The following is a 22,554-nucleotide window of genomic DNA, read 5'->3' on the forward strand; positions in this document are numbered from 1 at the left end:
CATACAATCGAATATCGCCATAATGTTAGAGCTGTTCAATGGACAAAAAATAGCGTTAAAATGCGATATTCTTGTATTTCTACAAACAACTCCTCAATTTTAAATAATTCAAGGAAAGCACAACCCTATGTCACGTCTTGCCACCCGTTTTGAAAAGCTTAAGTCCCAACAACGTAAAGCGCTTGTATCTTATGTTATGGCGGGTGATCCACAGCCACAAGTAACGGTTCCGTTACTGCATAAAATGGTTGCGGCAGGAGTAGATGTCATTGAACTTGGTTTACCATTTTCAGATCCAATGGCTGATGGCCCGGTAATTGCGCTTGCAGCTGAACGTGCGCTTGCAGCAGGGACCAATACGTTGGATGCACTTAACATGGTAAAAGAGTTCCGTGAGCAGGATCAGGAAACACCTGTTGTTTTAATGGGTTATCTAAATCCGGTTGAAGTGATTGGTTACGAGAAGTTTGTTTCTCATGCGAAACAATGTGGTGTAGATGGCTTATTACTTGTGGATTTACCACCAGAAGAGTCAAAAGAATTTGGTGCTGTGTTGAAACAACATGATATGGACCAAATTTTCTTGCTTGCACCAACTTCTACAGATCAACGCATTCAACATGTGGCAAATCAGGCAAGTGGATTTATCTACTACGTTTCACTGAAAGGTGTAACGGGAGCCGCAACACTTGATACGGCAGAAGCTGCTGCACGTATTCAAAAGATCAAAAGTGCTACTGATATTCCAGTAGGTGTTGGTTTTGGTATTAGTGATGCCGCTTCAGCAAAAGCAATGGGTAACGTTGCTGATGCCGTGATTGTAGGTAGTGCTTTCGTTAAAAATTTTGCAACGTTGGCAGCGGATGACGCTGTTGAACAGACGGTGAGTAAAGTCAAGGAGCTTCGAGCAGCGCTCGATGAGTTAGTATGAATCAAGAAGTGAAACCAGGGAAAGTTCTTAGCCCTTCGACACCATGGACAAAACGTCCGGTTCCAGGTATTGAGGTCGCAGATGAGCAACAAATTCTCAAAGCAACATTTACTGAGCCAACGATTGAATGTCCTGAATGTCATGCACTAGTGACACGTACAGCAATATCTTTCAATGCGTATGTTTGTCCGCAATGTGATGAACATTTACGAATGAAAGCTCGTGACCGCTTGAACTGGTTCTTCGACAATGTTGTAACTGAATTGGGTCAAGAATTTAGTGCCAAAGATCCACTAAAGTTTGTTGACTCTAAACCGTATCCAGATCGTATGCGTGAAGCGCAAACTAAAACTGGTGAAACGGAAGCTTTAATTGCCATGCAAGGTAACTTAAATGGCGTGGATATGATTGCATGTGCTTTTGAGTTCGACTTTATGGGCGGCTCAATGGGTACGGTTGTAGGTGATCGCTTTGTACAGGCTGCCGAGCTTGCAATTGAAAAACGTCAACCATTAATCTGTTTCGCAGCTTCTGGTGGCGCGCGTATGCAAGAAGGTATGTTATCGCTTATGCAAATGGCGCGTACTTCTGCTGCGATTCAAAAATTAAAAGATGCTGGCTTACCGTATATCGTGGTGTTAACACATCCTGTATATGGTGGTGTAACAGCTTCATTAGCAATGTTGGGTGATATTCATATTGCTGAACCTAAAGCGATGATTGGCTTTGCTGGTAAACGTGTAATTGAGCAAACTGTACGTGAAACTCTTGAAGAACCGTTCCAACGTGCTGAATATTTGCTTGATCATGGTGTAATCGATCAGATTGTTCATCGTCATGCTTTACGTGATACTGTATCTCGACTTGTATCGAAATTGATGAACTTACCTTGAACCAACAAGCTCCACTTTCAATAGACTCTTTAGATACATGGCTCAATTATTGGAGCCATGTTCACGTTACAGGGATAGATCTTGGTCTGGAACGTGTAATTCCTGTTGCAGAAAAGCTGGGTGTAACTCAGCCTCATGCTAAAGTTTTTACAGTAGCTGGAACGAATGGTAAAGGCTCAACGACAACCACACTGGCTGCGATATTAAACGCACAAGGTTATAAAGTTGGGCTATATCAGTCACCGCATATCTATCGCTTTAATGAGCGAGTCAAATTAGGTGGAGTCGAAGTCGATGATCAAAGTCTGATTGATGCTTTTGTTCAAGTCGATCAGGCTCGTCGCGATTGCGATTTAAGCTTATCTTTTTTTGAAGCAACCACTTTGGCTGCTTTTGTTATTTTTAAACAACAACAATGTGATGTATGGGTGCTCGAAGTCGGTTTGGGCGGGCGTTTAGATGTCGTCAATGTGATTGATCCCGACATTGCAGTAATTACTAATATTGGCCTAGATCACACAGACTGGTTAGGCGATACCATCGAAAAAATTGCTTTTGAAAAAGCAGGTATTATTCGTCCACATATTCCGGTTGTTTTTGCAGGTGAACAGCCATTACCACAAGCAATTCAAGATAAAGCACAAAGTACACAAGCAGAGTTATATACCATTAATCGTGATTATTTTTATAAGCTCGCAGATGATGGACAAAACTGGTACTTTGCTTCGGAAGGAACTACTTTAACACTTCCGTTAGGTACATTAGCGATTGAAAATATTGCTGGGGCAGTTGCTGCCATTTTAAATAGCGGACTTGAGATTTCTCAGTCAGCATTAGAAAAAGGTATTCAATCTGCTCGCTTAGCAGGGCGTTTTGAACAGCGCCAAGTGGATGGGAAAACGGTAATTTTTGATGCCGGACACAATCCTCATGGTGTTGAATTTTTGTTAAAGCAATTGCGAAATTTCTTAGAATACAATAAACAGTACACAGAAGTTGTCGCAGTATTTTCAATGCTGGCAGATAAAGATATAAAATCAGTAGTAGATTTATTGAAACCTACTGTTTTACATTGGAAAATTGCTGAATTGAATGTGCCGCGTGCTGCATCGATTCAGCAACTCAATGATGCCTTGCAAGGCCAGACAGTACAACAATATGGCAATATCAAAGAGGCTTTTAAATCAGCGCTTGAGCAAACAAATAACAATCAGCTGATTTTGGCCTGTGGTTCGTTTCATACTTTAGAAGCGATTTGGGAGTATTTGGAAGAATGTCAATGAATAACAAACAACGCTGGATGGGTGGCGTTGTTTTACTAGGAGGTGGTGTTTTATTGGCAGCATTACTTCTAAAAGGAAATGAGGAAATAAAACAGGTTGAAGTTCAACCATCCGCATCCACATCGCCAAAAACTCAAACTAAACCAAAACAGACAACTGAAGGGCAAATGGTACAACTACAACCGCTTGCGGTTGATGTTGAAACTGAAAAACGTTTGCTTGAAGAACAACGTCGTGCGCGTGAAAAGGCTGTTGCCGAACAAGAAGCACGTGCAGCTGAGTTTTTAGCAATGCAGCAGCAGGCTGAGGCTGATGCTGCTCGTAAAGCCGCAGCAGAGTACGCTGCAATTAATGCACGTCGTACAGCGGCTCAAGAAAGTTCAGATAATATTCCACCAGAGTTAGTGGGTGAGGCGAAAGCTAAAAACCAGCAAACCAATACGGTGAATAAAACAACTGCTACTTCAAAAGTAGATGCAGACAAAAAAGCTGCTGAAGCAAAACGCCAAGCAGAAGCAGATAAAAAAGCGGCAGATGCTAAGCGACAAGCAGAAGCGGACAAAAAAACAACTGAAGCCAAACGCCAAGCGGAAGCTGATAAGAAAGCAGCCGAAGCCAAACGCCAAGCAGAAGCAGATAAAAAAGCGGCAGATGCTAAGCGCCAAGCAGAAGCAGACAAGAAAGCAGCTGAAGCCAAACGCCAAGCAGAGGCTGATAAGAAAGCAGCCGAAGCCAAACGCCAAGCAGAAGCTGATAAAAAAGCTTCTGATGCTAAACGAAAAGCGGAAGCTGAGAAAAAAGCTGAAGCTGAAAAGGCGCGTGAACTGCTTGAAAACGGTGATAAAAAGTGGATGGTTCAAGTGGCTCTGGCTGCTAACCAAGCAAATGCAGATGCAGTGGTTTCTAAATTACGAGCTAAGGGCTATAAGGTAACTACAAGCCCAACCAGTAAGGGAATCCGTATTATGGTTGGTCCTGCGAAAGACCGTGATACAGCAGATGCAGCTCGTAAGAAAATTACTTCTGATTCAAGCTTAAATATGAAATCAGCTTGGGTAATTGACTGGGTGCCGCTTGATCAGCGATAAAGGCTGATCATCCCCTAAATCAAATCAGGAACACTTCAAAGGCTGTATTCTTGTGAGGAGTGTTCCATTCAATAGGGGATCTTGAAGATGAATACAACAATTAAAATATTAGAAAAATTTGTTTTTGCACAAAATTCAATGATTAGCGCGCTGTCTGGAGTTGCTTGTGCGGGGGAGGATGTTTATTTTGTTGGCGATAATCTCCCTTATCTATTAAGAATCAAGCGAACCCAGAACATGGCCGATGCAAAGGTCTTTGAAAAAATTCCATTATTTGATCCTTCAGAGCAAATACCGCTCAGTGTATTAACCAAAGAACAGAAACCCGATTTTGAAGCTTTAACCTCCATAAGTTGGAACGGACAATTACAGCTTTTGGTGATGGGTTCGGGTTCTACAGACAATCGAAAACGAGCATTACTCTATAATCCTGCCAATGATCAGGTCAGGACCTTCTTGGATGCGGTTGATTATGATTTTTTGCAGCATCAGGGTGAGTTAACAGGTGGGGCTGATCTCAATATAGAAGCCCTATGTTCGGACCATTGTTATCTCTATATTTTTCAACGTGGTAACGTAAATCGCCATCATGGGGTTTTAATCTTTGATTTAATCAAAATTCAAGCAGGAGAATCCTTAGCAAATGCACTTATACATTCCCTCAAACTGAGCTTAGCTGAGCTTGATGGTTCAGCAAGCGGCATTTCAGATGCTTGTTTTTTAGCGGATAAAAATTTGATTGTTGCTACAGCTACGGTCGAACAAACACTCAATACCTATGATGATGGTGCTGTCTTAGGAAGTTTTATCTTGGTGTTTTCACCTGATGGTAAAGCTTTAGCGACTCATTTGATTCAAGATGCGAAAGGACAGACGCTGCCAATCAAGGTTGAAGGGATTACTTGGTTTGAGTCGAGATCTGATGGCGAAGTCTTTTTATTAGTAACAGATAGTGATGGTGGTGATTCTGAGATTTTGAAGATATTGCTTAGCAACGCCGCTTTGGGAAAATCATAAAAATAAAACATATTTTTGATAGTTATCTCTTTTTAAATGTATATTTTTCGATGTATTTAATAAAAATGAAAATGATAAATAAGTGGGTAATTGAGCCAATTTATATGCCTAATAAGTGGGTTTGTATACAAAAACACTCGAGTCTTTAGCTGCTAGAATTCGATAGTTGTTGTTGAATCCATCTTACATTTTCAGGGGTAAATAATCGGTCAATGTTCTTCCAAATAATATGATAACCATAACCCCCGTGTTTCATTTCTTTAACTGCATCATCAATTGCCCAGTTTTCAAAAATAATGCGATACATGGCAACGCTGGCCCCTGTACGATCTGAACCATGGTAACAATGCAATAAAACGCGTTGATCATTCTGCTTAGCCATTTTGATTTGTTGCATGACTTCTAATAAATCTTGTCGGTTAATTGCCCATGTGTTGATAGGAATGTGTACAAGATTAAAATTTTCATTTTTAAAAACTAAAGTATCTGCGTCTTTGGCCCTTAAATTAATGATCGTTCCAATTTGATTCTTCTTTAATTCTGAAATCATGGCAGCATTTGGTTGTTCACTGCGAAAAACATCATTACTAATTTGGTAAAAGTTATGGGTTTGAGAAACTAAGCTTCCCCAATCTTGTGGTCGATGCTCATGAGCAATACTTTCGTGCTGCATACAGCCTTGTAGATTTATACAGATCACAAGTGTAAGGAGCGATAATTTCTTCATGTTTGATACCGTTTCAGCTCATCAGGGTCGTGAGCACAAATTATTTCAATTGTTGGCTCATGTTGAGCTAAATGCTGTAAGCGTTTGAGGTTGAAAATACGTTTTTCATTATCCTCTGCAAATGTTTTTTCCAGCAGATTGAGCGATCTTAATTTATTTTTAGGATTTAACTCTAGGTGTGAGTAGTAAGCATCTCCACAAAATAATAACCATTGATTCTGTTGCTTTATAGCAATACCACAATGTCCAGCCGAATGACCTAGTAGCGGTACCATTAAAATTTCATCTTGAAACAGGGGGAAACCTTTTACTTTTTCGAGGTTAAACCATGCTTCACCTTTTTGATATTCAACAAAGTTCCAATATCGATGATCTTTATATTGATTGGTTCTATAGCGAAGTTTGCCTTTAAAATTTGGAAGTTGGGCTGCGTTATACTCTGATGCTAAAACATGGACTGTGGCATGAGGAAAATCTGAGATTCCACCTGCATGATCAAAATCAAGATGAGTAACAAAGATGTGCTGTACATCTTTAGGGCTAAATCCGAGCTTTTGGATTTGCTGGATCGCGCTAAATTCAAGATTATGCTCAATCTTGCCTAGACGTTTCACTAATGAGCCTAAGCGCTGCTTCATATGTAAGTAGTCTTGCAAGCCAAAGCCCGTATCGATAAGTACTAAGCCTCGATCAGTTTCAACCAGAAGGCAATGACAGATTACCTCAGCTCGGAACCCCTTTTGTCCAAACAATGGGGCACAAACCGGGCACATGCTGCCACACTTTAAATGATGAATTTTATAGATCATGATTTTTATTTTTTTACCGAATCGGTCCGAGTTATAACTGATCTGAACAATAAAAACCATGAGTATTCAATACATAAATAAAAAAGCCACCGCGTTGGATGACTTTTTAAGGTGTGATATTTAATCTCTTGTGCCTACGCGCTTTGCTTGTCTTGTAGGGAACCTTTCAGATGTTTGCCTACGCACTGCGTTTGTCTTGCAAGCAATAAAACCTTTAGTCGGTTTTATTGCTTTCAGGCTGTGGTGTGAGGCGTAAATAAGGTTTAACAGCCGTATAACCTTTAGGGAAGCGCTGTTTAATTTCTTCTTCATCTTTAAGTGATGGCACAATAACGACATCTTCACCCTGCTGCCAATTCGCTGGTGTAGCGACTTTATGCTTATCTGTTAACTGTAAAGAATCAACAACACGTAAGACTTCATTAAAATTTCGGCCAGTTGAAGCAGGGTAGGTAATGATTAAGCGAACTTTTTTGTTAGGATCGATAATCACTAATGAGCGTACCGTCAGTGTTTCACTGGCATTAGGATGGATAAAGCCATAGAGCTCAGATACCTTACGGTCTTTATCCGCAATGATGGGGAAGTTGACAGTTGTATTTTGTGTTTCATTAATATCGTTGATCCAGCCTTTATGAGACTCTACATCGTCTACTGACAAAGCAATCGCTTTAACATTACGCTTCGTAAATTCATCTTTTAATTTTGCTGTGTAACCTAACTCAGTTGTACATACGGGTGTATAGTCAGCTGGATGCGAAAATAAAATCCCCCAACTATCCCCTAAAAAATCATAAAAATTAATTGTGCCTTCACTCGATTCTTGTTGAAAATCGGGAGCAGTATCTCCTAATCGTAGTGTCATGATCGTTCCTCAATTGCTCATAATTTGTTATTCGATCAAAAGAATATGCAGCATTTTCTTTATGATTAAAATTATTGTTTTTGTATTTTATTATGAATTTTTTATATAAGTGTAAATATATATGACTAAAACTCATTATTTTAACTGCTTAATCAATGTAACTTTAAGGTAAATTTGCTAAATTAGATTTCTCGGAAGTTATGCTTAATCGATGAGCGTTAATGGTGTGTTTTTGGTGCTCGGCACATTAAGGGGAGATTAGATGAATGAAAAACCGTTCATCTAACTATCAGATTTTTTTTAGGGGTTTTGTGCAAACCCCTTGTACTTCAAATTTCTGGCACCATAATAAACGACTGAGAAAAAGTTTATTCATTTGACCAAGCAAGATTTAGAGAGTTTATCCATGTTGGCAAGTCTGATCGGAGGTATCTTCGGTACAAAAAATGAGCGTGAACTCAAACGCATGCGCAAAATTGTTGAGCAAATCAATGCGCTCGAGCCGACGATATCAGCTTTAAGCGATGCAGACTTATCTGCAAAAACTCCAGAATTCAAACAACGTTATAATAATGGCGAAAGTTTAGATAAATTACTTCCAGAAGCATTTGCAGTGTGTCGTGAGGCCGCTAAACGTGTGATGGGTATGCGTCACTATGACGTTCAGTTAATTGGTGGTATTACCTTACATGAAGGTAAGATTGCCGAGATGCGTACTGGTGAAGGTAAAACCCTCATGGGTACTTTGGCATGTTATTTAAACGCTTTGAGTGGCCAAGGTGTACATGTCATTACTGTGAACGATTATTTGGCACAGCGTGATGCCGAGTTGAACCGCCCATTATTTGAGTTTTTGGGTCTATCAATTGGTACGATTTATTCAATGCAAGGTCCATCAGAAAAAGCGGCAGCTTACCTTGCTGATATTACTTACGGTACCAATAACGAATTTGGTTTTGACTACCTTCGTGACAACATGGTGTTTTCTTTAGCAGAAAAGAAACAACGTGGTTTGCACTATGCCATTATCGATGAAGTTGACTCCATCTTGATTGATGAGGCACGTACACCATTAATTATTTCTGGTCAAAGTGAAGATTCTTCACACCTCTACAGTGCAATCAATACGATTCCACCTAAATTACATCCGCAAAAAGAAGAAAAAGTAGCAGATGGTGGGCATTTCTGGATTGATGAAAAGCAGCGTTCAGTTGAAATGACCGAAATCGGTTATGAAACTGTTGAACAAGAACTTATTCAAATGGGCTTGTTGGCCGAAGGCGAAAGCTTATATTCAGCAACAAACCTAAATCTTGTTCATCATGTGTCGGCTGCTATCCGTGCGCATTTCCTGTTCCAACGCGATGTTCACTATATTATTCATGAGGGTGAAGTCGTTATTGTTGATGAACATACGGGTCGTACGATGCCGGGTCGTCGTTGGTCAGAAGGTTTACATCAAGCTGTTGAAGCAAAAGAAGGCTTGGAAATTCAGCCTGAAAACCAAACCTTAGCAACAACAACATTCCAGAACTATTTCCGTCTATATAAAAAGCTTTCAGGTATGACAGGTACTGCTGATACTGAAGCTGCGGAAATGAAAGAAATTTACGGCCTTGATGTTGTGATTATTCCAACGCATCGCCCAATGATTCGTAACGACCAAAACGATTTAATTTATTTAAACCGTAACGGCAAATATAACGCGATTATTCAAGAAATTATGAATATTCGTCAGCAAGGTGTTGCTCCGATTCTGATTGGTACGGCAACGATTGAAGCCAGTGAAATTTTATCTTCTAAGTTAATGCAAGCTGGTATTCACCATGAAGTGTTGAATGCAAAGCAGCATGAGCGTGAAGCGGACATTATTGCTCAGGCGGGTAGCCCGAATGCAGTAACGATTGCAACTAACATGGCTGGCCGTGGTACGGACATTATCTTGGGTGGTAACTGGAAAGCTAAGCTTGCCAAACTAGAGAACCCAACTGCAGAAGATGAAGCACGTCTGAAAGCACAATGGGAGCAGGACCACGAAGATGTATTGCAAGCGGGTGGTTTGCATATTATTGGTTCTGAACGCCATGAATCACGTCGTATTGATAACCAGTTACGTGGTCGTGCCGGTCGTCAGGGTGACCCTGGTGTTTCTCGTTTCTATTTGTCTCTTGAAGATGACCTTATGCGTATTTTCGCAGGCGACCGTGTCGTTGGTATGATGCGCGCGATGGGTTTGAAAGAAGACGAAGCGATTGAACATAAAATGGTGAGCCGTTCGATTGAGAATGCTCAGCGTAAAGTTGAAGCGCGTAACTTCGATATTCGTAAAAACTTATTGAAATACGATGACGTGAATAATGAACAGCGTAAGATTATTTATTCACAACGTGATGAAGTATTAGCTGAAAATACCTTAAAAGAATATGTTGAAGAAATGCATCGTGAAGTGATGCAAGGCATGATTGCTAACTTTATTCCACCAGAGTCAATTCATGACCAGTGGGATGTGGAAGGTTTAGAAAATGCTTTACGTATTGATTTAGGTATTGAGCTGCCAATTCAACAATGGTTAGACCAAGATCGTCGTTTAGATGAAGAAGGTTTAGTTGAGCGCATTAGCGATGAAGTGATTGAGCGTTATCGTCAGCGCCGTGCTCAAATGGGTGACGAATCGGCAGCAATGCTTGAACGTCATTTCGTTTTAAACTCTCTTGATCGCCATTGGAAAGACCACTTAGCTGCAATGGATTATTTGCGTCAAGGTATTCACTTACGTGGTTATGCGCAAAAGAATCCTGAACAGGAATATAAGAAAGAAGCTTTCAACCTGTTTGTAAATATGTTGGGTATTATTAAAACTGATGTTGTAACTGATTTGTCTCGTGTACATATCCCAACACCAGAAGAACTTGCAGAAATGGAAGCTCAACAGCAGCAGCAAGCTGAATCAATGAAGCTTTCTTTTGAACATGATGATGTAGATGGTTTAACTGGTGAAGTTACACTTTCTCAAGAAACCATGAACGAGTCTGCCGATCAGCAAACTTTCCCTGTTCCAGAAAGTCGCAATGCGCCATGTCCATGTGGTTCAGGACTAAAATATAAGCAATGTCACGGTAAGATCTAATCTGCCTTCACAAAAAAGCAGAACAATTGTTCTGCTTTTTTTATGTTTGTAGTAAGCCTGTGAATAATGTTTGCAGTTTTAAGCATTAAATGATATTTACTTCTCATCCAGAGTGTATGTTGGAAAGACAATGAAAAAAGTATTACAACCTTTATTTTTAACTGTTCTTGCTGTGCCTAGTTTTGTTTTCGCAGCAGAAACAGCTTCAGCCCCTCAAACGACAACGGTTGATAAAGTTCTTGCATCAAAAGGCCCAACTTCGGCTCAAGCTGTAGTGAAGCAAGAAAATACTACAGTGATTAGCCCACGTACCGGTATTCGCTATACGTTGGGAAACACAAATAATCGCCCAATTATTTTACAAACTACTGCGATTGCTCCAGCAAACTCAGCAAACATCAATCGTATTGTGGCAACTAACCCAGCTCTCTCTGTAAAGAGCCAAGAAAAAGCAAAAGTGGCTTTAATCGGTGAAGCAGCCGTAGCAGGACCAGCAGCTGTTGCAGCAAGCAATGTTACAGCTCCAGCTGTATCAAATAGTATGGCACCTTCAAATCCAGCAACAATGAATTAAGACATATATGTATAAAAAAGCCGGTTCAATTTTGAACCGGCTTTTTTATGGGGTGTTTTTAAAACTTTAAATCTGGTTATTTACATCATCATTTTTTGTTTCACGAATGAGTAAGAACGCGATGAGTGATAAAAGTGATGCAGCAGTAAGATAATAACCAACCGCATATAAACCATAAGTTTCAGCAAGCTTAGTCGCAATGAGTGGGGCAAAAGATGCACCAAAAATACCAGCCAAGTTAAAAGTTAATGCTGAACCTGTATAACGAACTGAAGTTGGGAAAAGTTCAGAAAGAACTGTACCAATTGGACCATAGGTTAAGCCCATAATTGCCAAGCCAGTACATAAGAAAAGGAAGACAATTAAGGTATTTCCAGACTCTAACATACTAGAGAAGAACAAGCCGAAAATCGCAGCAGCAATACAAACCCCAATAGAAGTTGTTTTACGACCAAATTTTTCTGCAAAAATAGCCGATAAAGGAATGAATGCGGCAAAGCAAAGTGTAGCAAAGAGTTGAAGTTCTAAGAATTCACCACGTGCATAGCCAAGCTTTGTGGTTCCCCAGTTTAAAGCAAATACGGTAGTAAGATAGAACACGACAAAGGTACAAATTGCTGCAACTGTGCCAAGAATAAGTTTACCTGTATGTTTAGTTAATACTTCTTTAAATGGAATATTAACTTCTTTTTGCTTATCTAAAACCTTTTGGAAAGCTGGAGTTTCATGAAGCTTTAAGCGAATGTATAAGCCAACAATAACCAATACAGCACTGGCAATAAATGGAATGCGCCAGCCCCATTGCATGAATGCTTGCTCAGGAATAACTGCACTTAATAATAAGAAAGAACCTGTTGCTAGAATAAAGCCAATTGGAGCACCTAGCTGTGGAAACATGCCATACCATGCTCTTTTACCTTCTGGGGCATTTTCAGTCGCTAATAGTACTGCGCCACTCCATTCACCGCCCAAGCCTAGACCTTGTCCTAAACGACAAACGGCTAATAGTAATGGTGCGACAATTCCGATTTGGGCATAGGTTGGAAGCAAACCAATACATACGGTCGAAATACCCATGGTCAGTAAAGCTGCAACTAAAGTTGCTTTTCGGCCAATACGGTCTCCGAGATGGCCGAATAGTGCAGCACCAATAGGGCGAGCAATAAAGGCAATTGCAAAGGTTGCCAGAGATTGTAAGACTGCGGCACTGCCACTACTAGCAGGGAAAAATAGGTGTGGAAAGATAATCACGGCAGCTGTTGCATAGATATAAAAGTCGAAGAACTCAATGGTTGTACCGACTAAGCTTGCAAACAAAACTCGTGTCTTTGAATTAGTGGCTACTACAGGAGCAGCAGTCGCAGAGGTTGACTCCATATAAGTCCTTATATAAGTTAAAATTTATTTTTAATTACTACTCTTTTTAAAGACATATTTTTCTCAAAGAATAGCGTGAAAGAACATCATCCATGACTCTTTCAGGATCACTGAATATGAGTGAAAAATGGATTAAACTATGTACCAATAGATGGCAAGAAAATGTGCCCCTGCACCTAAAAGCACAAAAATATGCCAGATCGCATGGGTATATCTTACCTTTTTTAACGCGTAAAACAATGCTCCAACCGTATAAGCTAATCCGCCAATGATTAAGAAAATCAATGCATCTTTGCTTAAATAAGTACGCATATCATCCATAACAAAAACAGCAAGCCACCCCATAAGAACATAAGCAAGTAAAGAAATTTTCTGAAAGCGGTGAATGAAAACTAACTTGAAAAGTGTACCAATTGCAGCAATGCTCCAAAGTGCAATAAGCAAAATATGAGCTTTTTGTGTAGGAATCGCGATGCTCAGGAACGGGGTATAGGTGCCAGCAATTAAATAGTAAATGGCTGTATGGTCGAGCTTTTTATACCAGTAACGCAGATTTTGGGTTTGGGCAAAGTGATAGAGAGTCGAGCTAGTAAAAACTAAAATAAGACTAAATGAATATACCCATAAACCTACCCACTGAGCAGTGGAAAGATAAGATCCCTTTATAATTAAAAAGATAGAAGCTACGACTGCCATAATAACACCAGCGCCATGACTATAGGCATTAAATAGTTCTTCTTTTGGATCGTAAGTTTCCAACACAGATTTACTCATAACTTTAATTTTTTTGATTAAAAATACAAATGTATAGAAATACAAAACAGTCGTAAAGTTATTTTATTTTTAATCCTAGACCCTTTAAACTTCTATTTTATATGAGTCTTCATTTTTAGGTATATCCGTGTCGGTTTTCTCCTTTGAGCAAGAACAGCAATTCTTTCATGAAATCAAGCAAATGCTTGATCAACAAGCTTTTGAGCGATTGATCTTGAGCCAATATAAGGGAGAGTTGGCGCAGCTGGAAAAAATTACTTTCCGTGTTGTAGAGCTACATGGACAAAAACAGCTTTCAGCTTTATATCACTATACCACCCAAGATGTGACTAAAAACTATTCATTTGAAGAAGGCTTACAACAGATTGAGCAATTAATCACTCAGTGTAAGCAAGCAAACTTATTTTCGACTACTCAAGAAATTCAACTTAAAAAAAATAAGAAAAAAGCCCTATTGAATATGGGTAAAAAGCAGGCGGTAAATGCGACACAAACGGTTCAGTCACATGACCGTGAAAAGCAGCGCTATGTACAGCAGGGGAATGCATTTTTAAAAGAGCTGGGTATTACTGATGAAAAAGCTCAAGTCATTCCAAGCATGGCTCGTAAATGGAAACAGATTAATAAATTTATCGAAATTTTTGCGAGTGCTTATGAACAGATTGATGCATCTCAACAAGAGTTACGCATTGTCGATTTTGGTTCGGGGAAAGGTTATTTAACTTTTGCTTTGTATGATTATCTGCAACAACAACAGAAAACACCATTGATTACGGGTGTAGAGCTGCGTCGTAATTTGGTGGAGTTTTGCCAAAATGTTGCAGACAAAGTGCATTTTAACCATTTAGACTTTTTTGAAGGTGATGTACGCAGTTATCAACCAGAAAAGCTAGACGTCATGATTGCTTTACACGCTTGTGATATTGCGACTGACTTCGCCATTCACACGGGAATTCGTTTAAACGCTTCGATGATTATGTGTGCGCCCTGTTGTCACAAAGAGTTGCGCCCACAATTACATAGCCCAGAAGTTTTACAGCCAATGTTACAGTTTGGTATTCATGCTGGGCAACAAGCCGAGATGCTAACCGACACTTTACGTGCGTTACTTTTAAAAGCGTATGGCTATGAAACCAAAGTTTTTGAGTTTGTATCGCTTGAACATACCAGTAAAAACAAAATGATTTTGGCAACAAAGCGCAAAAATGTTTCTCAACCTGATGCCAAAATTATGGCTCAAATCCAAGCATTGAAAGAAATGTATGGGATTAAGAAACACACACTAGAACTGCTGTTACAAGATCAGTTACCAATCGAAAATATTGGCTGCAAGTGCTAGGACGGTGAGCGGATGTATAAAATTATAGAGAGTGATTGGGAACAACTCGGAAAAGATGCGAAATACATCCGTGAGCAAGTCTTTATTCAAGAACAGGGAATTGCACCTGAAGATGAATGGGACGACTTGGATGCCATAGTTTTGCATTTTATTGTCTATGACAAAGAACAGCCTATCGCTACAGCACGTCTATTACCGCAGCATAGCGTAGGGCGTGTTGCTGTTTTAATGCCTTATCGAAAGCAGGGTATAGGTAAAATTTTAATGCAGTATATTATTGAATATGCGCGTCATCATAAATTGCCTTACTTAAAGCTTTCGGCGCAAACCTATGTGACCGCTTTTTACGAAGCTTTAGGCTTTAAAGTACAAGGCGAAGTTTACCAAGACTGTGGCATTCCACATATTGATATGGTTTTAGAGTTAAATTGAGACTTCTTTTTAGAAATCTCAATTTTAATTTATTTCATTGCATTCCAACTTTCGATGGCTTGTAAGCCAGTCTCTAAACCAACTTCATAACTGTAGCGAAGCTTTTTCGGATTGGTAGTTAAACGGCCAGCCATATTTTTAAGTGGCGGTGGACACACTTCTAAAATTTGTTGGTCTGGATTTTCACCACGAACAAAATCTACTGAAGCGTTATAACGAGCACAGCGGCTACGCAAACTATTTGCAAAACCATAATGATGTTTAAAAGCGTATTTTGCGAGGAATTGATCACCTCGACTACTTGCCTTGAAGTAGTTTTTCGGACGAGTGCGTAAAACTAACAGTTTTTTGACGCCACTTTGCTGAGCCGTCCAGCGAACGGGTAAGGCATCTGCAACACCACCATCAAAATATGGTTCACCCATAATATCAACAGGATGACGCGTTAAAACTGGAATGGAGCTAGAAGCACGAAGTGCATTGAGTAAATTATCTTTACCTGCACGAAGATATTCCGCATGACCCGTTTTGGCATGGGTCAATACCATATAAAAATCTGGATTTTTGGCAAAAAGACTTTGTTGATCAAGTGGGTGCTCTTGCTCACCAATTTCCCACATCCATTTTAAATCAAGTAAATCGCCGCCTTTAAAAAAGCGTTTGTAATCGATGAATTCTGGACGGAGTGAATGATCAATATAAAAGGTTAGCGTGCGGCCTTGCTGGCCTGCTAAGTAGTTGGCGACATTGGTTGAGCCAGATGATACACCAACATATAAATCGAAAGGGTTGAACTGTTGTTGTAAAAACGCGTCAAGTACACCACTGGTAAAGGCACCGCGCATGCCTCCACCTTCTACAACCAGTGCATTACGGGAAAAATCTGTCATTTGAAAAATATCTAATTACTGAGTTGATTGCTTGTGTTCTTGCATATCCATTTCAGGCATATTGTCACTATGTTGAGCGTGTTGCTCAGTAGAGTGTTCAGCCTTTTGCTGCATTTGCTCTTGTTGAGCTTTACGCTGTGCACCTGGCATATAGTCAGGTTCATTACTCATCGCTAAATAGAAAAAACCAAGGAAAATCGCACTTAAGACACCAACGATCAGAACAAATTTCCAGCCTAAAATTGCTGACTCGGAAGAATTTTTATCGGACATAAGGATTTCTCGAATGTGCTGTAGAAGCACAAAAATGAAGTCTATTTATAGCATATTTAGGTGGGGGCTGAAATCTTAAAGGTTATAAAGAAAAACCCATATAAATAAAATATATTTATATGGGTAAGGTTTATGCAGTTTTTGAATATTCAGTAAGTCTAAGTTATTGAATATTTTGTTTCTGCTCAGCTTTGGCTTTTAGTAAGGCAGGTGGGGTAAAACGTTCACCATATTTTGCAGCCAATTCTTCGGCACGTTTTTGTGCTTTATCAGTACCATACTGATTTAGGAATTGAATTGCTCCTCCCGTCCAAGGCGCATAACCAATTCCAAAAATAGAACCGACATTGGCATCAATTACAGACTCTAATACACCTTCTTCATAACAACGTAAGGTATCTAGCGCTTGTACAAACAGAATGCGATCAATCATATCTTGTTCAGAAATATCATGATCTTTTTTCCAGCGGTTTAAGCCTTCCCAAAGGTGCTTTTTACCATTTTCTGGATATTCATAAAAACCTGCACCAGCAGCTTTACCTTTACGGTTTAACTCATGAATCATGGTGTGAACCACTTCATCTACAGAAGTTTTAGGTAAATCTTTTCCTTCGGCTTGTAGGGCTTTACGTGCTTCACTGGCAACATGCTCTGTTAATGTTAAAGATACTTCATCTTGAATAGCGAGGGGTCCAACTGGCATGCCAGCTTTCAGTGCAGCCATTTCAATACGTGCTGGGTGAACGCCTTCTGCAAGCAAACGCATACCTTCTTGAATAAAAGTACCAAATACACGACTCGTAAAGAAACCTCGGCTATCGTTAACGACAATTGGTGTTTTTCCAATTTGTTGTACAAAGTCGTAGGCTTTGGCAAGGGTTTCACTTGAGGTGTTTTTGCCTTTAATAATCTCGACCAACTGCATTTTGTCGACAGGGCTAAAAAAGTGTAGGCCGATAAAAGCTTTATCATCCTTACTTGCTTGCGCTAAACCTGTAATTGGCAGGGTCGAGGTGTTGGAAGCCATTACACCGTTAGGTGCTAGATATTGCTCGGCTTCTTGAGTGACTTTAGCTTTGAGTTCTTGATTCTCAAATACGGCTTCAATAATTAAATCACAATCTTGTAAGTCTGCAGCAGAAGCTGTAGCCGTGATGAGCGATAAAACCTGATCACGTTTTTCTGCCGTCATGCGGCCTTGTGATATACGTTTATCTAAGAGCTTTTGTGAGTAAGTTTTGCCTTTCTCTGCATTTTCAATAGATACATCTTTAAGTACAACTGGAATGCCTTTAATGGCTGTTGAATAAGCGATGCCTGCACCCATCATGCCTGCACCCAACACACCAACTTTAGTAGCTTGCCATTTTGCAACGTCGGCAGGGCGGCTTGCACCAGACTTAATTGCATTTAAACCATGCCAGAAAGTGCCGATCATATTTTTAGAAATTTGGCCTGTGGTAAGCTGAGTAAAGTAGCGAGACTCAATACGCAAGGCGGTATCGACATCAACTTGAGCGCCCTCAACTGCGGCAGCCATAATCGCTTCAGGGGCAGGGTAACAACCTTTAGTTTTGTCTCTTAACATGGCTGGTGCAATTGCAAGAATTTGTGCAACTGCTGGCGTTTTTGGATCACCACCTGGGATTTTATAACCCTTCACATCAAAAGGCGGTTGAGATTTTGGATTGGCTTTGATCCAAGCAATTGCTTTATCTAAAAGTTCTTGTTCATTTTCGACAGTGTCATGAATTAAGCCTAAAGATTTTGCTTTATCAACACCAAACTGTTTACCTTCCATTAAAAATGGGAACGCGTTTTGAAGCCCCAGTAGACGTACCATACGTACAATACCGCCGCCGCCCGGTAACAAACCTAAAGTAACTTCTGGTAGGCCAAATTTACTTTTCGGGTCATTAATTGCAATACGATGATGGCAACTTAATGCGATTTCCCAACCACCGCCAAGTGCTGTGCCATTTAATGCTGCAACCACTGGAATACCGAGTGTTTCAATTGTACGTAAATGACCTTTTAGCTTTTCAACCATATTGAAAAACTCAGTCGCATGTTCAGGCTGAACTTGAATCAGCTCATCTAAATCACCGCCTGCAAAGAACGTTTTTTTAGCTGAGCGGAAAATTACACCTGAAAGTTCTGTTTCTGCTTTAAGTTTCTGAGTCGCTTCATCGAGCGAGTCACGAAACTCGGCATTCATGGTGTTCGCAGATTGACCAGTTGAATCAAGCGTTAAAATGACAATATTGTCGGCATTTTTTTCGTATTGAATTGCACTCATCTTTTATATCCCTAATTTTTATACGCGTTCAATAATGGTGGCAATACCCATTCCACCGCCCACACAGAGCGTTGCTAAACCGCGCTTTTTATCTTGTCGTTCAAGCTCATCAAGTAGTGTGCCTAAAATCATGGCACCTGTTGCTCCTAATGGATGGCCTAAAGCAATCGCGCCGCCATTTACGTTGACTTTTTCAACAGGAACGTTGAGCTCATTAATAAAACGCATAACAACCGCCGCAAATGCTTCGTTGACTTCAAATAGGTCAATATCATCGATCGTGAGGCCAGCTTTTTCTAAAGCTTTACGTGCGGCAGGAGCAGGTCCTGTTAGCATGATAGTTGGGTCAGTACCGACTAGGGCAGTCGCCAAAACTTTAGCGCGCGGTTTTAAATTTTGTTCTTTTACCGCTTTTTCAGAAGCTAATAAAACTACAGCTGCTCCATCGACAATACCTGATGAGTTACCTGCGTGATGAACATGATTGATTTTTTGTGCTTCAGGATATTTTTGCAAAGCTACTGCATCAAAACCCATTTGTCCCATCATTTCAAAACTTGGGTTGAGCTTCGTTAAACCTTCGAGTGTGGTGTTGCCTTTAATAAATTCATCTTTATCTAAAATCACCACACCGGCGTGATCTTTTACTGGCACAACTGAGTGATTGAAATAACCATTTGATTGAGCCGCCGCCGCTTTTTGTTGTGACTTCACAGCAAAATTATCGACATCTTCACGGCTATAGCCATCTAACGTTGCAATGAGGTCGGCCCCAATGCCTTGTGGAACAAATGATGACTTAAGGTTTGTTTCTGGGTCTAAAGCCCATGGCCCACCATCAGAACCCATTGGAATGCGTGACATTGATTCAACGCCACCAGCAACCACTAAATCTTCCCAACCAGAGCGGACTTTCATTGCTGCCATGTTGACTGCTTCTAAACCTGATGCACAAAAACGATTGATTTGCACCCCAGCAACATCATCGTTCCAACCTGCTGCAATCGCTGCTGTTTTAGCAATATCACCACCTTGGTCGCCAATTGGTGTTACACAGCCTAAAACAATGTCGTCAACTTTAGATGTATCGAGTTGATGGCGCTGCTGTAATTCATTTAATAAGGTGGTCAGTAATGTGATTGGTTTTACTTCATAAAGAGAGCCATCTTTTTTTCCCTTTCCGCGTGGGGTGCGAATGGCATCAATAATATAAGCCTCGCTCATAGCAGTTCCTTTTTTATTACTTAAACTTTGTTGTGTTTTGAGTGTACTGGTTTTAAGAGCGAGTGCAATGACGATAAGCGCACCCATCAGGTGATGATTTTTGCCAATAGAAATACAAAAAAGCCCAAGTTGAACTTGGGCTAAATGTAAAGCTAAATAGATTTAAGTATTAATGGTAACCGTGTAGCTGGCGATAAAGGCCAGGGGTTACTCCCGTCCATTTTTTAAATGCACGGTGGAACGTACTGGTTTCACTAAAACCAACTTGTTGAGCAACGTCTTCAAGTGTTAACTCGGGGTTGAGTAACAGGTGAATTGCAGCATCTCGACGTAAAGCGTCTTTTACGCCTTGATAACTTTTACCTTCGGCAGCTAAGCGGCGACGTAAGGTTTGAGGAGATAGATACAACATTGATGCAACATCATTAAGCGTTGGCATTTCTTCACCAATCTGGCTTTTGAGCACTTCACGAATACGAGAAGTTAGCGAATTGGTATTTTTGAATTTTACTAAAAGCTGAGCAGGTGCTGCTTTTAAGAACTCTTCCAGCGTTTTTTCATCTTGACGGATTGGCAAATCAAGATAATCGGCTGCAAAGGTTATTTCAGTACGCGGTGCATCAAACTGCATGACTGGTGCAAAAAATAATGCATCATATTCATCTGCATGTGCAGGGCGTGGATAGCTAAAATGAACACGCTCTAATGGCAAACGGCGTTCAATCAACCATGATGCCAGACCATGCCAAATCATGAGCATACTTTCAGTAATGAAATGATCTGGATCTAAAGTTTTTGGAATAAGAGGAACGAGACGTGCTTCGTGTTTGTCACGTTCTAGTGTTACCGACCATTCATCACCAAATAATTTATAAAATTGAGATGATAGTTCAAGGGCTTGTCCTAATGTTTTTGCGTGAATAATCAACTGACACATAATGGCAAAAGTGCCCAGACGACGTGGTTGTACGTCAAATCCAACGTGTTCATCCTGTGTGACCATCCACAACATTTTTATAAAACGAGTGTATTGTTCTGGTGAGATTCGAGCTTTAGGTTGACGTAATAATTCTGCTTCAATACCCACATGTGAAAGGAGCATTTCAACATCCATGCCAAGGCGTTTTACGCCTGTCAAAGCCGCATTCACGAAGTGGATGCTAATCGTATCGCGACTCATATTGAATCCTTCAGTCTCTTTGATGTTCACTTTAAATTGACCTAAATGACCGTCTAAAAAAATAAATTGGCGATTTACAACAGAGTAAAAGCACTTTTTACATGTTAAATTGCCGAAATGATCAAGGTAAATGGCTGAACATGACATTGTTTTACTATATTTGCTTAACTAATATAAAAGAAAATTCGAATAATAGTGGTTAAAAATACGATGACGACAGCATTAAATGGACTTAAAGTTCTCGATTTCTCGACGCTCTTACCAGGACCTTTTGCAACAATGTATCTGGCCGATATGGGAGCCGAAGTCATCCATATCGAATCTCCATCACGTCCTGATTTAATCCGAATCATGCCACCATATGCAAATGGTCAAGCAACAGCACATAGTTATCTAAACCGAAATAAACAGTCGATTGTTCTAGATTTAAAGGATAAGACGAGTATTGATCTGATCAAAGCCAAAATTTCTGAGTTTGATATTGTCATAGAGCAGTTCCGACCAGATGTCATGCGCCGTCTCGGATTAGACTACGCGACACTTGCCGAAATTAATCCACGTCTCATTTATTGTTCAATTACAGGATACGGACAAACAGGAAGCTATAAAGACAGAGCTGGGCATGACATAAACTATTTAGCTTTAGCTGGTATTGCTGGATATAGTGGTCGACAAGACAGCGGTCCGCCTCCGCTCGGTATACAAGTTGCAGATATTGCGGGTGGTTCACTTCATGCGGTCATTGCGATTTTGGCTGCGGTCGTCGAACGCGGACGTAGTGGAATGGGGCAATATATTGATATTTCTATGACTGACTGTGTTGCTAGCCTCAATAGTATGGCCGCATCCGCTACACTTGCGGCACAAGTTGAACAGGCTCCTGAGCATGGCATGCTTAATGGTGGCATTTTCTATGACTATTATATGACTCAAGATGGGCGTTATCTTTCAATAGGTAGTCTTGAGCCACAGTTTATGTCTGGTTTGTCAGTAGCTCTTGATTTACCTTTATTATTACAAAAAGGTGCTTCTTTGGATGTAGAAGACAGACAGGAAGTTAAACAAGCAATTCAAGAGAAAATTAAAAGCAAAACATTTAAAGAATGGCATGAAATTTTCGCAAATCTTGATGTATGTGTAGAACCTGTTTTAAGCCTATCTGAGTCCCTAAACTCGCCTTTAGCACAAGAACGTGGATGGATTGTGGATGTACCTTTGCAAAATAATGCGACCGATACAGAACCACAATTGGCTTGTCCAATTAAGTTTTCAAGATCGAAAATGAGATATTCCTTTATTGGTCAAAAACTTGGTGAAGGACGCTGGTAAAGAGCCAAGGCCGTTTCTTATACAATGTGTATTAAAATTATTATTAGATTAATCAATCGATTAACATTTTGAATAATTTCTTTACATAAAATTAGCGTACCCTTTATAAACAAAGACATAAAA

20 protein-coding genes are annotated in these 22,554 nt (G+C 40.1%); 10 read left to right on the plus strand and 10 right to left on the minus strand.

The window, feature by feature from the left end; all coding sequences use genetic code 11:
• The first annotated feature begins 127 nt into the window (after positions 1 to 127).
• The 5 genes from trpA (at position 128) to F931_RS20960 (ending at position 5,212) form a co-directional block, all read left to right on the plus strand.
• Entirely contained in the window at positions 128 to 931 is an 804-nt protein-coding gene (gene trpA / locus F931_RS20940) for a tryptophan synthase subunit alpha (RefSeq protein ID WP_016143082.1), read from the plus strand.
• Positions 928 to 1,824, plus strand: a complete 897-nt coding sequence (gene accD, locus F931_RS20945; RefSeq protein ID WP_016143083.1) for an acetyl-CoA carboxylase, carboxyltransferase subunit beta — start codon at positions 928 to 930, stop codon at positions 1,822 to 1,824. Before trpA ends, accD begins: the two co-directional genes overlap by 4 nt.
• On the plus strand, positions 1,821 to 3,107 hold the full coding sequence (gene folC / locus F931_RS20950; RefSeq protein ID WP_016143084.1) for a bifunctional tetrahydrofolate synthase/dihydrofolate synthase: 1,287 nt from the start codon (positions 1,821 to 1,823) through the stop codon (positions 3,105 to 3,107). The genes accD and folC overlap by 4 nt, the downstream gene beginning before the upstream one ends.
• Positions 3,098 to 4,195: an SPOR domain-containing protein gene (locus tag F931_RS20955; protein ID WP_016143085.1), complete on the plus strand. Its 1,098-nt coding sequence runs from the start codon at positions 3,098 to 3,100 to the stop codon at positions 4,193 to 4,195. The genes folC and F931_RS20955 overlap by 10 nt, the downstream gene beginning before the upstream one ends.
• A gap of 87 nt (positions 4,196 to 4,282) precedes the next feature.
• A complete protein-coding gene (locus F931_RS20960; protein ID WP_016143086.1) occupies positions 4,283 to 5,212 on the plus strand; it encodes a DUF6929 family protein in 930 nt (309 codons plus the stop codon).
• 145 nt (positions 5,213 to 5,357) lie between these two features.
• On the opposite strand, the gene F931_RS20965 is transcribed toward F931_RS20960, so the two are convergent.
• The 3 genes from F931_RS20965 to F931_RS20975 all read right to left on the minus strand — a co-directional run bounded on the left by F931_RS20965 (position 5,358) and on the right by F931_RS20975 (position 7,613).
• Positions 5,358 to 5,939: a dual specificity protein phosphatase family protein gene (locus F931_RS20965; RefSeq protein ID WP_016143087.1), complete on the minus strand. Its 582-nt coding sequence runs from the start codon at positions 5,937 to 5,939 to the stop codon at positions 5,358 to 5,360.
• Positions 5,936 to 6,748: an MBL fold metallo-hydrolase gene (locus tag F931_RS20970; RefSeq protein WP_212749813.1), complete on the minus strand. Its 813-nt coding sequence runs from the start codon at positions 6,746 to 6,748 to the stop codon at positions 5,936 to 5,938. The genes F931_RS20965 and F931_RS20970 overlap by 4 nt, the downstream gene beginning before the upstream one ends.
• Positions 6,749 to 6,962: 214 nt before the next feature.
• On the minus strand, positions 6,963 to 7,613 hold the full coding sequence (locus F931_RS20975) for a peroxiredoxin (protein WP_005050084.1): 651 nt from the start codon (positions 7,611 to 7,613) through the stop codon (positions 6,963 to 6,965).
• A gap of 406 nt (positions 7,614 to 8,019) precedes the next feature.
• Here F931_RS20975 and secA point away from each other — a divergent pair, with 406 nt between their 5' ends.
• Together secA and F931_RS20985 are read left to right on the plus strand one after the other, a co-directional pair.
• Complete coding sequence (gene secA, locus F931_RS20980) at positions 8,020 to 10,740, plus strand: preprotein translocase subunit SecA (protein WP_016143089.1); 2,721 nt, start codon at positions 8,020 to 8,022, stop codon at positions 10,738 to 10,740.
• Positions 10,741 to 10,870: 130 nt separating this feature from the next.
• A complete protein-coding gene (locus F931_RS20985) occupies positions 10,871 to 11,314 on the plus strand; it encodes a hypothetical protein (RefSeq protein WP_016143090.1) in 444 nt (147 codons plus the stop codon).
• 66 nt (positions 11,315 to 11,380) lie between these two features.
• Here the strand turns inward: F931_RS20985 and yhjE are convergent, their stop codons facing one another.
• Together yhjE and trhA are read right to left on the minus strand one after the other, a co-directional pair.
• Entirely contained in the window at positions 11,381 to 12,691 is a 1,311-nt protein-coding gene (yhjE, locus tag F931_RS20990) for an MFS transporter (RefSeq protein WP_016143091.1), read from the minus strand.
• A 132-nt stretch (positions 12,692 to 12,823) separates the two neighbouring features.
• Positions 12,824 to 13,465 carry a PAQR family membrane homeostasis protein TrhA gene (gene trhA, locus F931_RS20995; RefSeq protein ID WP_031945569.1) on the minus strand — a complete coding sequence of 214 codons (642 nt, stop codon included), beginning with the start codon at positions 13,463 to 13,465 and terminating at the stop codon, positions 12,824 to 12,826.
• Positions 13,466 to 13,592: 127 nt separating this feature from the next.
• Here trhA and gstcD point away from each other — a divergent pair, with 127 nt between their 5' ends.
• Together gstcD and F931_RS21005 are read left to right on the plus strand one after the other, a co-directional pair.
• Entirely contained in the window at positions 13,593 to 14,804 is a 1,212-nt protein-coding gene (gene gstcD, locus F931_RS21000) for a class I SAM-dependent methyltransferase (RefSeq protein ID WP_016143093.1), read from the plus strand.
• A gap of 12 nt (positions 14,805 to 14,816) precedes the next feature.
• On the plus strand, positions 14,817 to 15,236 hold the full coding sequence (locus F931_RS21005) for a GNAT family N-acetyltransferase (RefSeq protein WP_016143094.1): 420 nt from the start codon (positions 14,817 to 14,819) through the stop codon (positions 15,234 to 15,236).
• 29 nt (positions 15,237 to 15,265) lie between these two features.
• Here F931_RS21005 and yjjU read toward each other — a convergent pair whose 3' ends face one another.
• The 5 genes from yjjU to F931_RS21030 all read right to left on the minus strand — a co-directional run bounded on the left by yjjU (position 15,266) and on the right by F931_RS21030 (position 21,102).
• Positions 15,266 to 16,126, minus strand: a complete 861-nt coding sequence (gene yjjU, locus F931_RS21010) for a patatin-like phospholipase family protein (RefSeq protein ID WP_016143095.1) — start codon at positions 16,124 to 16,126, stop codon at positions 15,266 to 15,268.
• A 15-nt stretch (positions 16,127 to 16,141) separates the two neighbouring features.
• Positions 16,142 to 16,399, minus strand: a complete 258-nt coding sequence (locus F931_RS21015) for a hypothetical protein (RefSeq protein WP_001280981.1) — start codon at positions 16,397 to 16,399, stop codon at positions 16,142 to 16,144.
• 163 nt (positions 16,400 to 16,562) lie between these two features.
• Positions 16,563 to 18,698, minus strand: a complete 2,136-nt coding sequence (locus F931_RS21020; RefSeq protein WP_016143096.1) for a 3-hydroxyacyl-CoA dehydrogenase NAD-binding domain-containing protein — start codon at positions 18,696 to 18,698, stop codon at positions 16,563 to 16,565.
• An 18-nt stretch (positions 18,699 to 18,716) separates the two neighbouring features.
• Positions 18,717 to 19,922 carry an acetyl-CoA C-acetyltransferase gene (gene fadA / locus F931_RS21025; RefSeq protein WP_025470457.1) on the minus strand — a complete coding sequence of 402 codons (1,206 nt, stop codon included), beginning with the start codon at positions 19,920 to 19,922 and terminating at the stop codon, positions 18,717 to 18,719.
• A 169-nt stretch (positions 19,923 to 20,091) separates the two neighbouring features.
• The gene (locus F931_RS21030; protein ID WP_002116561.1) at positions 20,092 to 21,102 is read right to left on the minus strand and encodes an AraC family transcriptional regulator; all 1,011 of its coding nucleotides are present in this window, start codon (positions 21,100 to 21,102) and stop codon (positions 20,092 to 20,094) included.
• A gap of 210 nt (positions 21,103 to 21,312) precedes the next feature.
• Between F931_RS21030 and amacR the strand changes: the two genes are divergently transcribed.
• Positions 21,313 to 22,431, plus strand: a complete 1,119-nt coding sequence (gene amacR, locus F931_RS21035; RefSeq protein ID WP_016143098.1) for a CaiB/BaiF CoA transferase family protein — start codon at positions 21,313 to 21,315, stop codon at positions 22,429 to 22,431.
• The last annotated feature ends 123 nt before the right edge of the window (positions 22,432 to 22,554 follow it).

Source organism: Acinetobacter pittii ANC 4050 (assembly GCF_000399685.1).
Lineage (GTDB): Bacteria > Pseudomonadota > Gammaproteobacteria > Pseudomonadales > Moraxellaceae > Acinetobacter > Acinetobacter pittii_E.

What these genes read in the sequence shown, in the direction of transcription:
- amacR (WP_016143098.1), top strand. Translation starts at nt 21,313, where the DNA reads ATGACGACAGCATTAAATGGACTTAAAGTTCTCGATTTCTCGACGCTC.
- F931_RS21020 (WP_016143096.1), bottom strand. Translation starts at nt 18,698, where the DNA reads ATGAGTGCAATTCAATACGAAAAAAATGCCGACAATATTGTCATTTTA.
- F931_RS20965 (WP_016143087.1), bottom strand. Translation starts at nt 5,939, where the DNA reads ATGAAGAAATTATCGCTCCTTACACTTGTGATCTGTATAAATCTACAA.
- F931_RS20975 (WP_005050084.1), bottom strand. Translation starts at nt 7,613, where the DNA reads ATGACACTACGATTAGGAGATACTGCTCCCGATTTTCAACAAGAATCG.
- trhA (WP_031945569.1), bottom strand. Translation starts at nt 13,465, where the DNA reads ATGAGTAAATCTGTGTTGGAAACTTACGATCCAAAAGAAGAACTATTT.
- yjjU (WP_016143095.1), bottom strand. Translation starts at nt 16,126, where the DNA reads ATGACAGATTTTTCCCGTAATGCACTGGTTGTAGAAGGTGGAGGCATG.
- F931_RS20955 (WP_016143085.1), top strand. Translation starts at nt 3,098, where the DNA reads ATGTCAATGAATAACAAACAACGCTGGATGGGTGGCGTTGTTTTACTA.
- accD (WP_016143083.1), top strand. Translation starts at nt 928, where the DNA reads ATGAATCAAGAAGTGAAACCAGGGAAAGTTCTTAGCCCTTCGACACCA.
- fadA (WP_025470457.1), bottom strand. Translation starts at nt 19,922, where the DNA reads ATGAGCGAGGCTTATATTATTGATGCCATTCGCACCCCACGCGGAAAG.
- secA (WP_016143089.1), top strand. Translation starts at nt 8,020, where the DNA reads ATGTTGGCAAGTCTGATCGGAGGTATCTTCGGTACAAAAAATGAGCGT.
- F931_RS21030 (WP_002116561.1), bottom strand. Translation starts at nt 21,102, where the DNA reads ATGAGTCGCGATACGATTAGCATCCACTTCGTGAATGCGGCTTTGACA.
- F931_RS20960 (WP_016143086.1), top strand. Translation starts at nt 4,283, where the DNA reads ATGAATACAACAATTAAAATATTAGAAAAATTTGTTTTTGCACAAAAT.
- F931_RS21015 (WP_001280981.1), bottom strand. Translation starts at nt 16,399, where the DNA reads ATGTCCGATAAAAATTCTTCCGAGTCAGCAATTTTAGGCTGGAAATTT.
- F931_RS21005 (WP_016143094.1), top strand. Translation starts at nt 14,817, where the DNA reads ATGTATAAAATTATAGAGAGTGATTGGGAACAACTCGGAAAAGATGCG.
- F931_RS20970 (WP_212749813.1), bottom strand. Translation starts at nt 6,748, where the DNA reads ATGATCTATAAAATTCATCATTTAAAGTGTGGCAGCATGTGCCCGGTT.
- yhjE (WP_016143091.1), bottom strand. Translation starts at nt 12,691, where the DNA reads ATGGAGTCAACCTCTGCGACTGCTGCTCCTGTAGTAGCCACTAATTCA.
- trpA (WP_016143082.1), top strand. Translation starts at nt 128, where the DNA reads ATGTCACGTCTTGCCACCCGTTTTGAAAAGCTTAAGTCCCAACAACGT.
- F931_RS20985 (WP_016143090.1), top strand. Translation starts at nt 10,871, where the DNA reads ATGAAAAAAGTATTACAACCTTTATTTTTAACTGTTCTTGCTGTGCCT.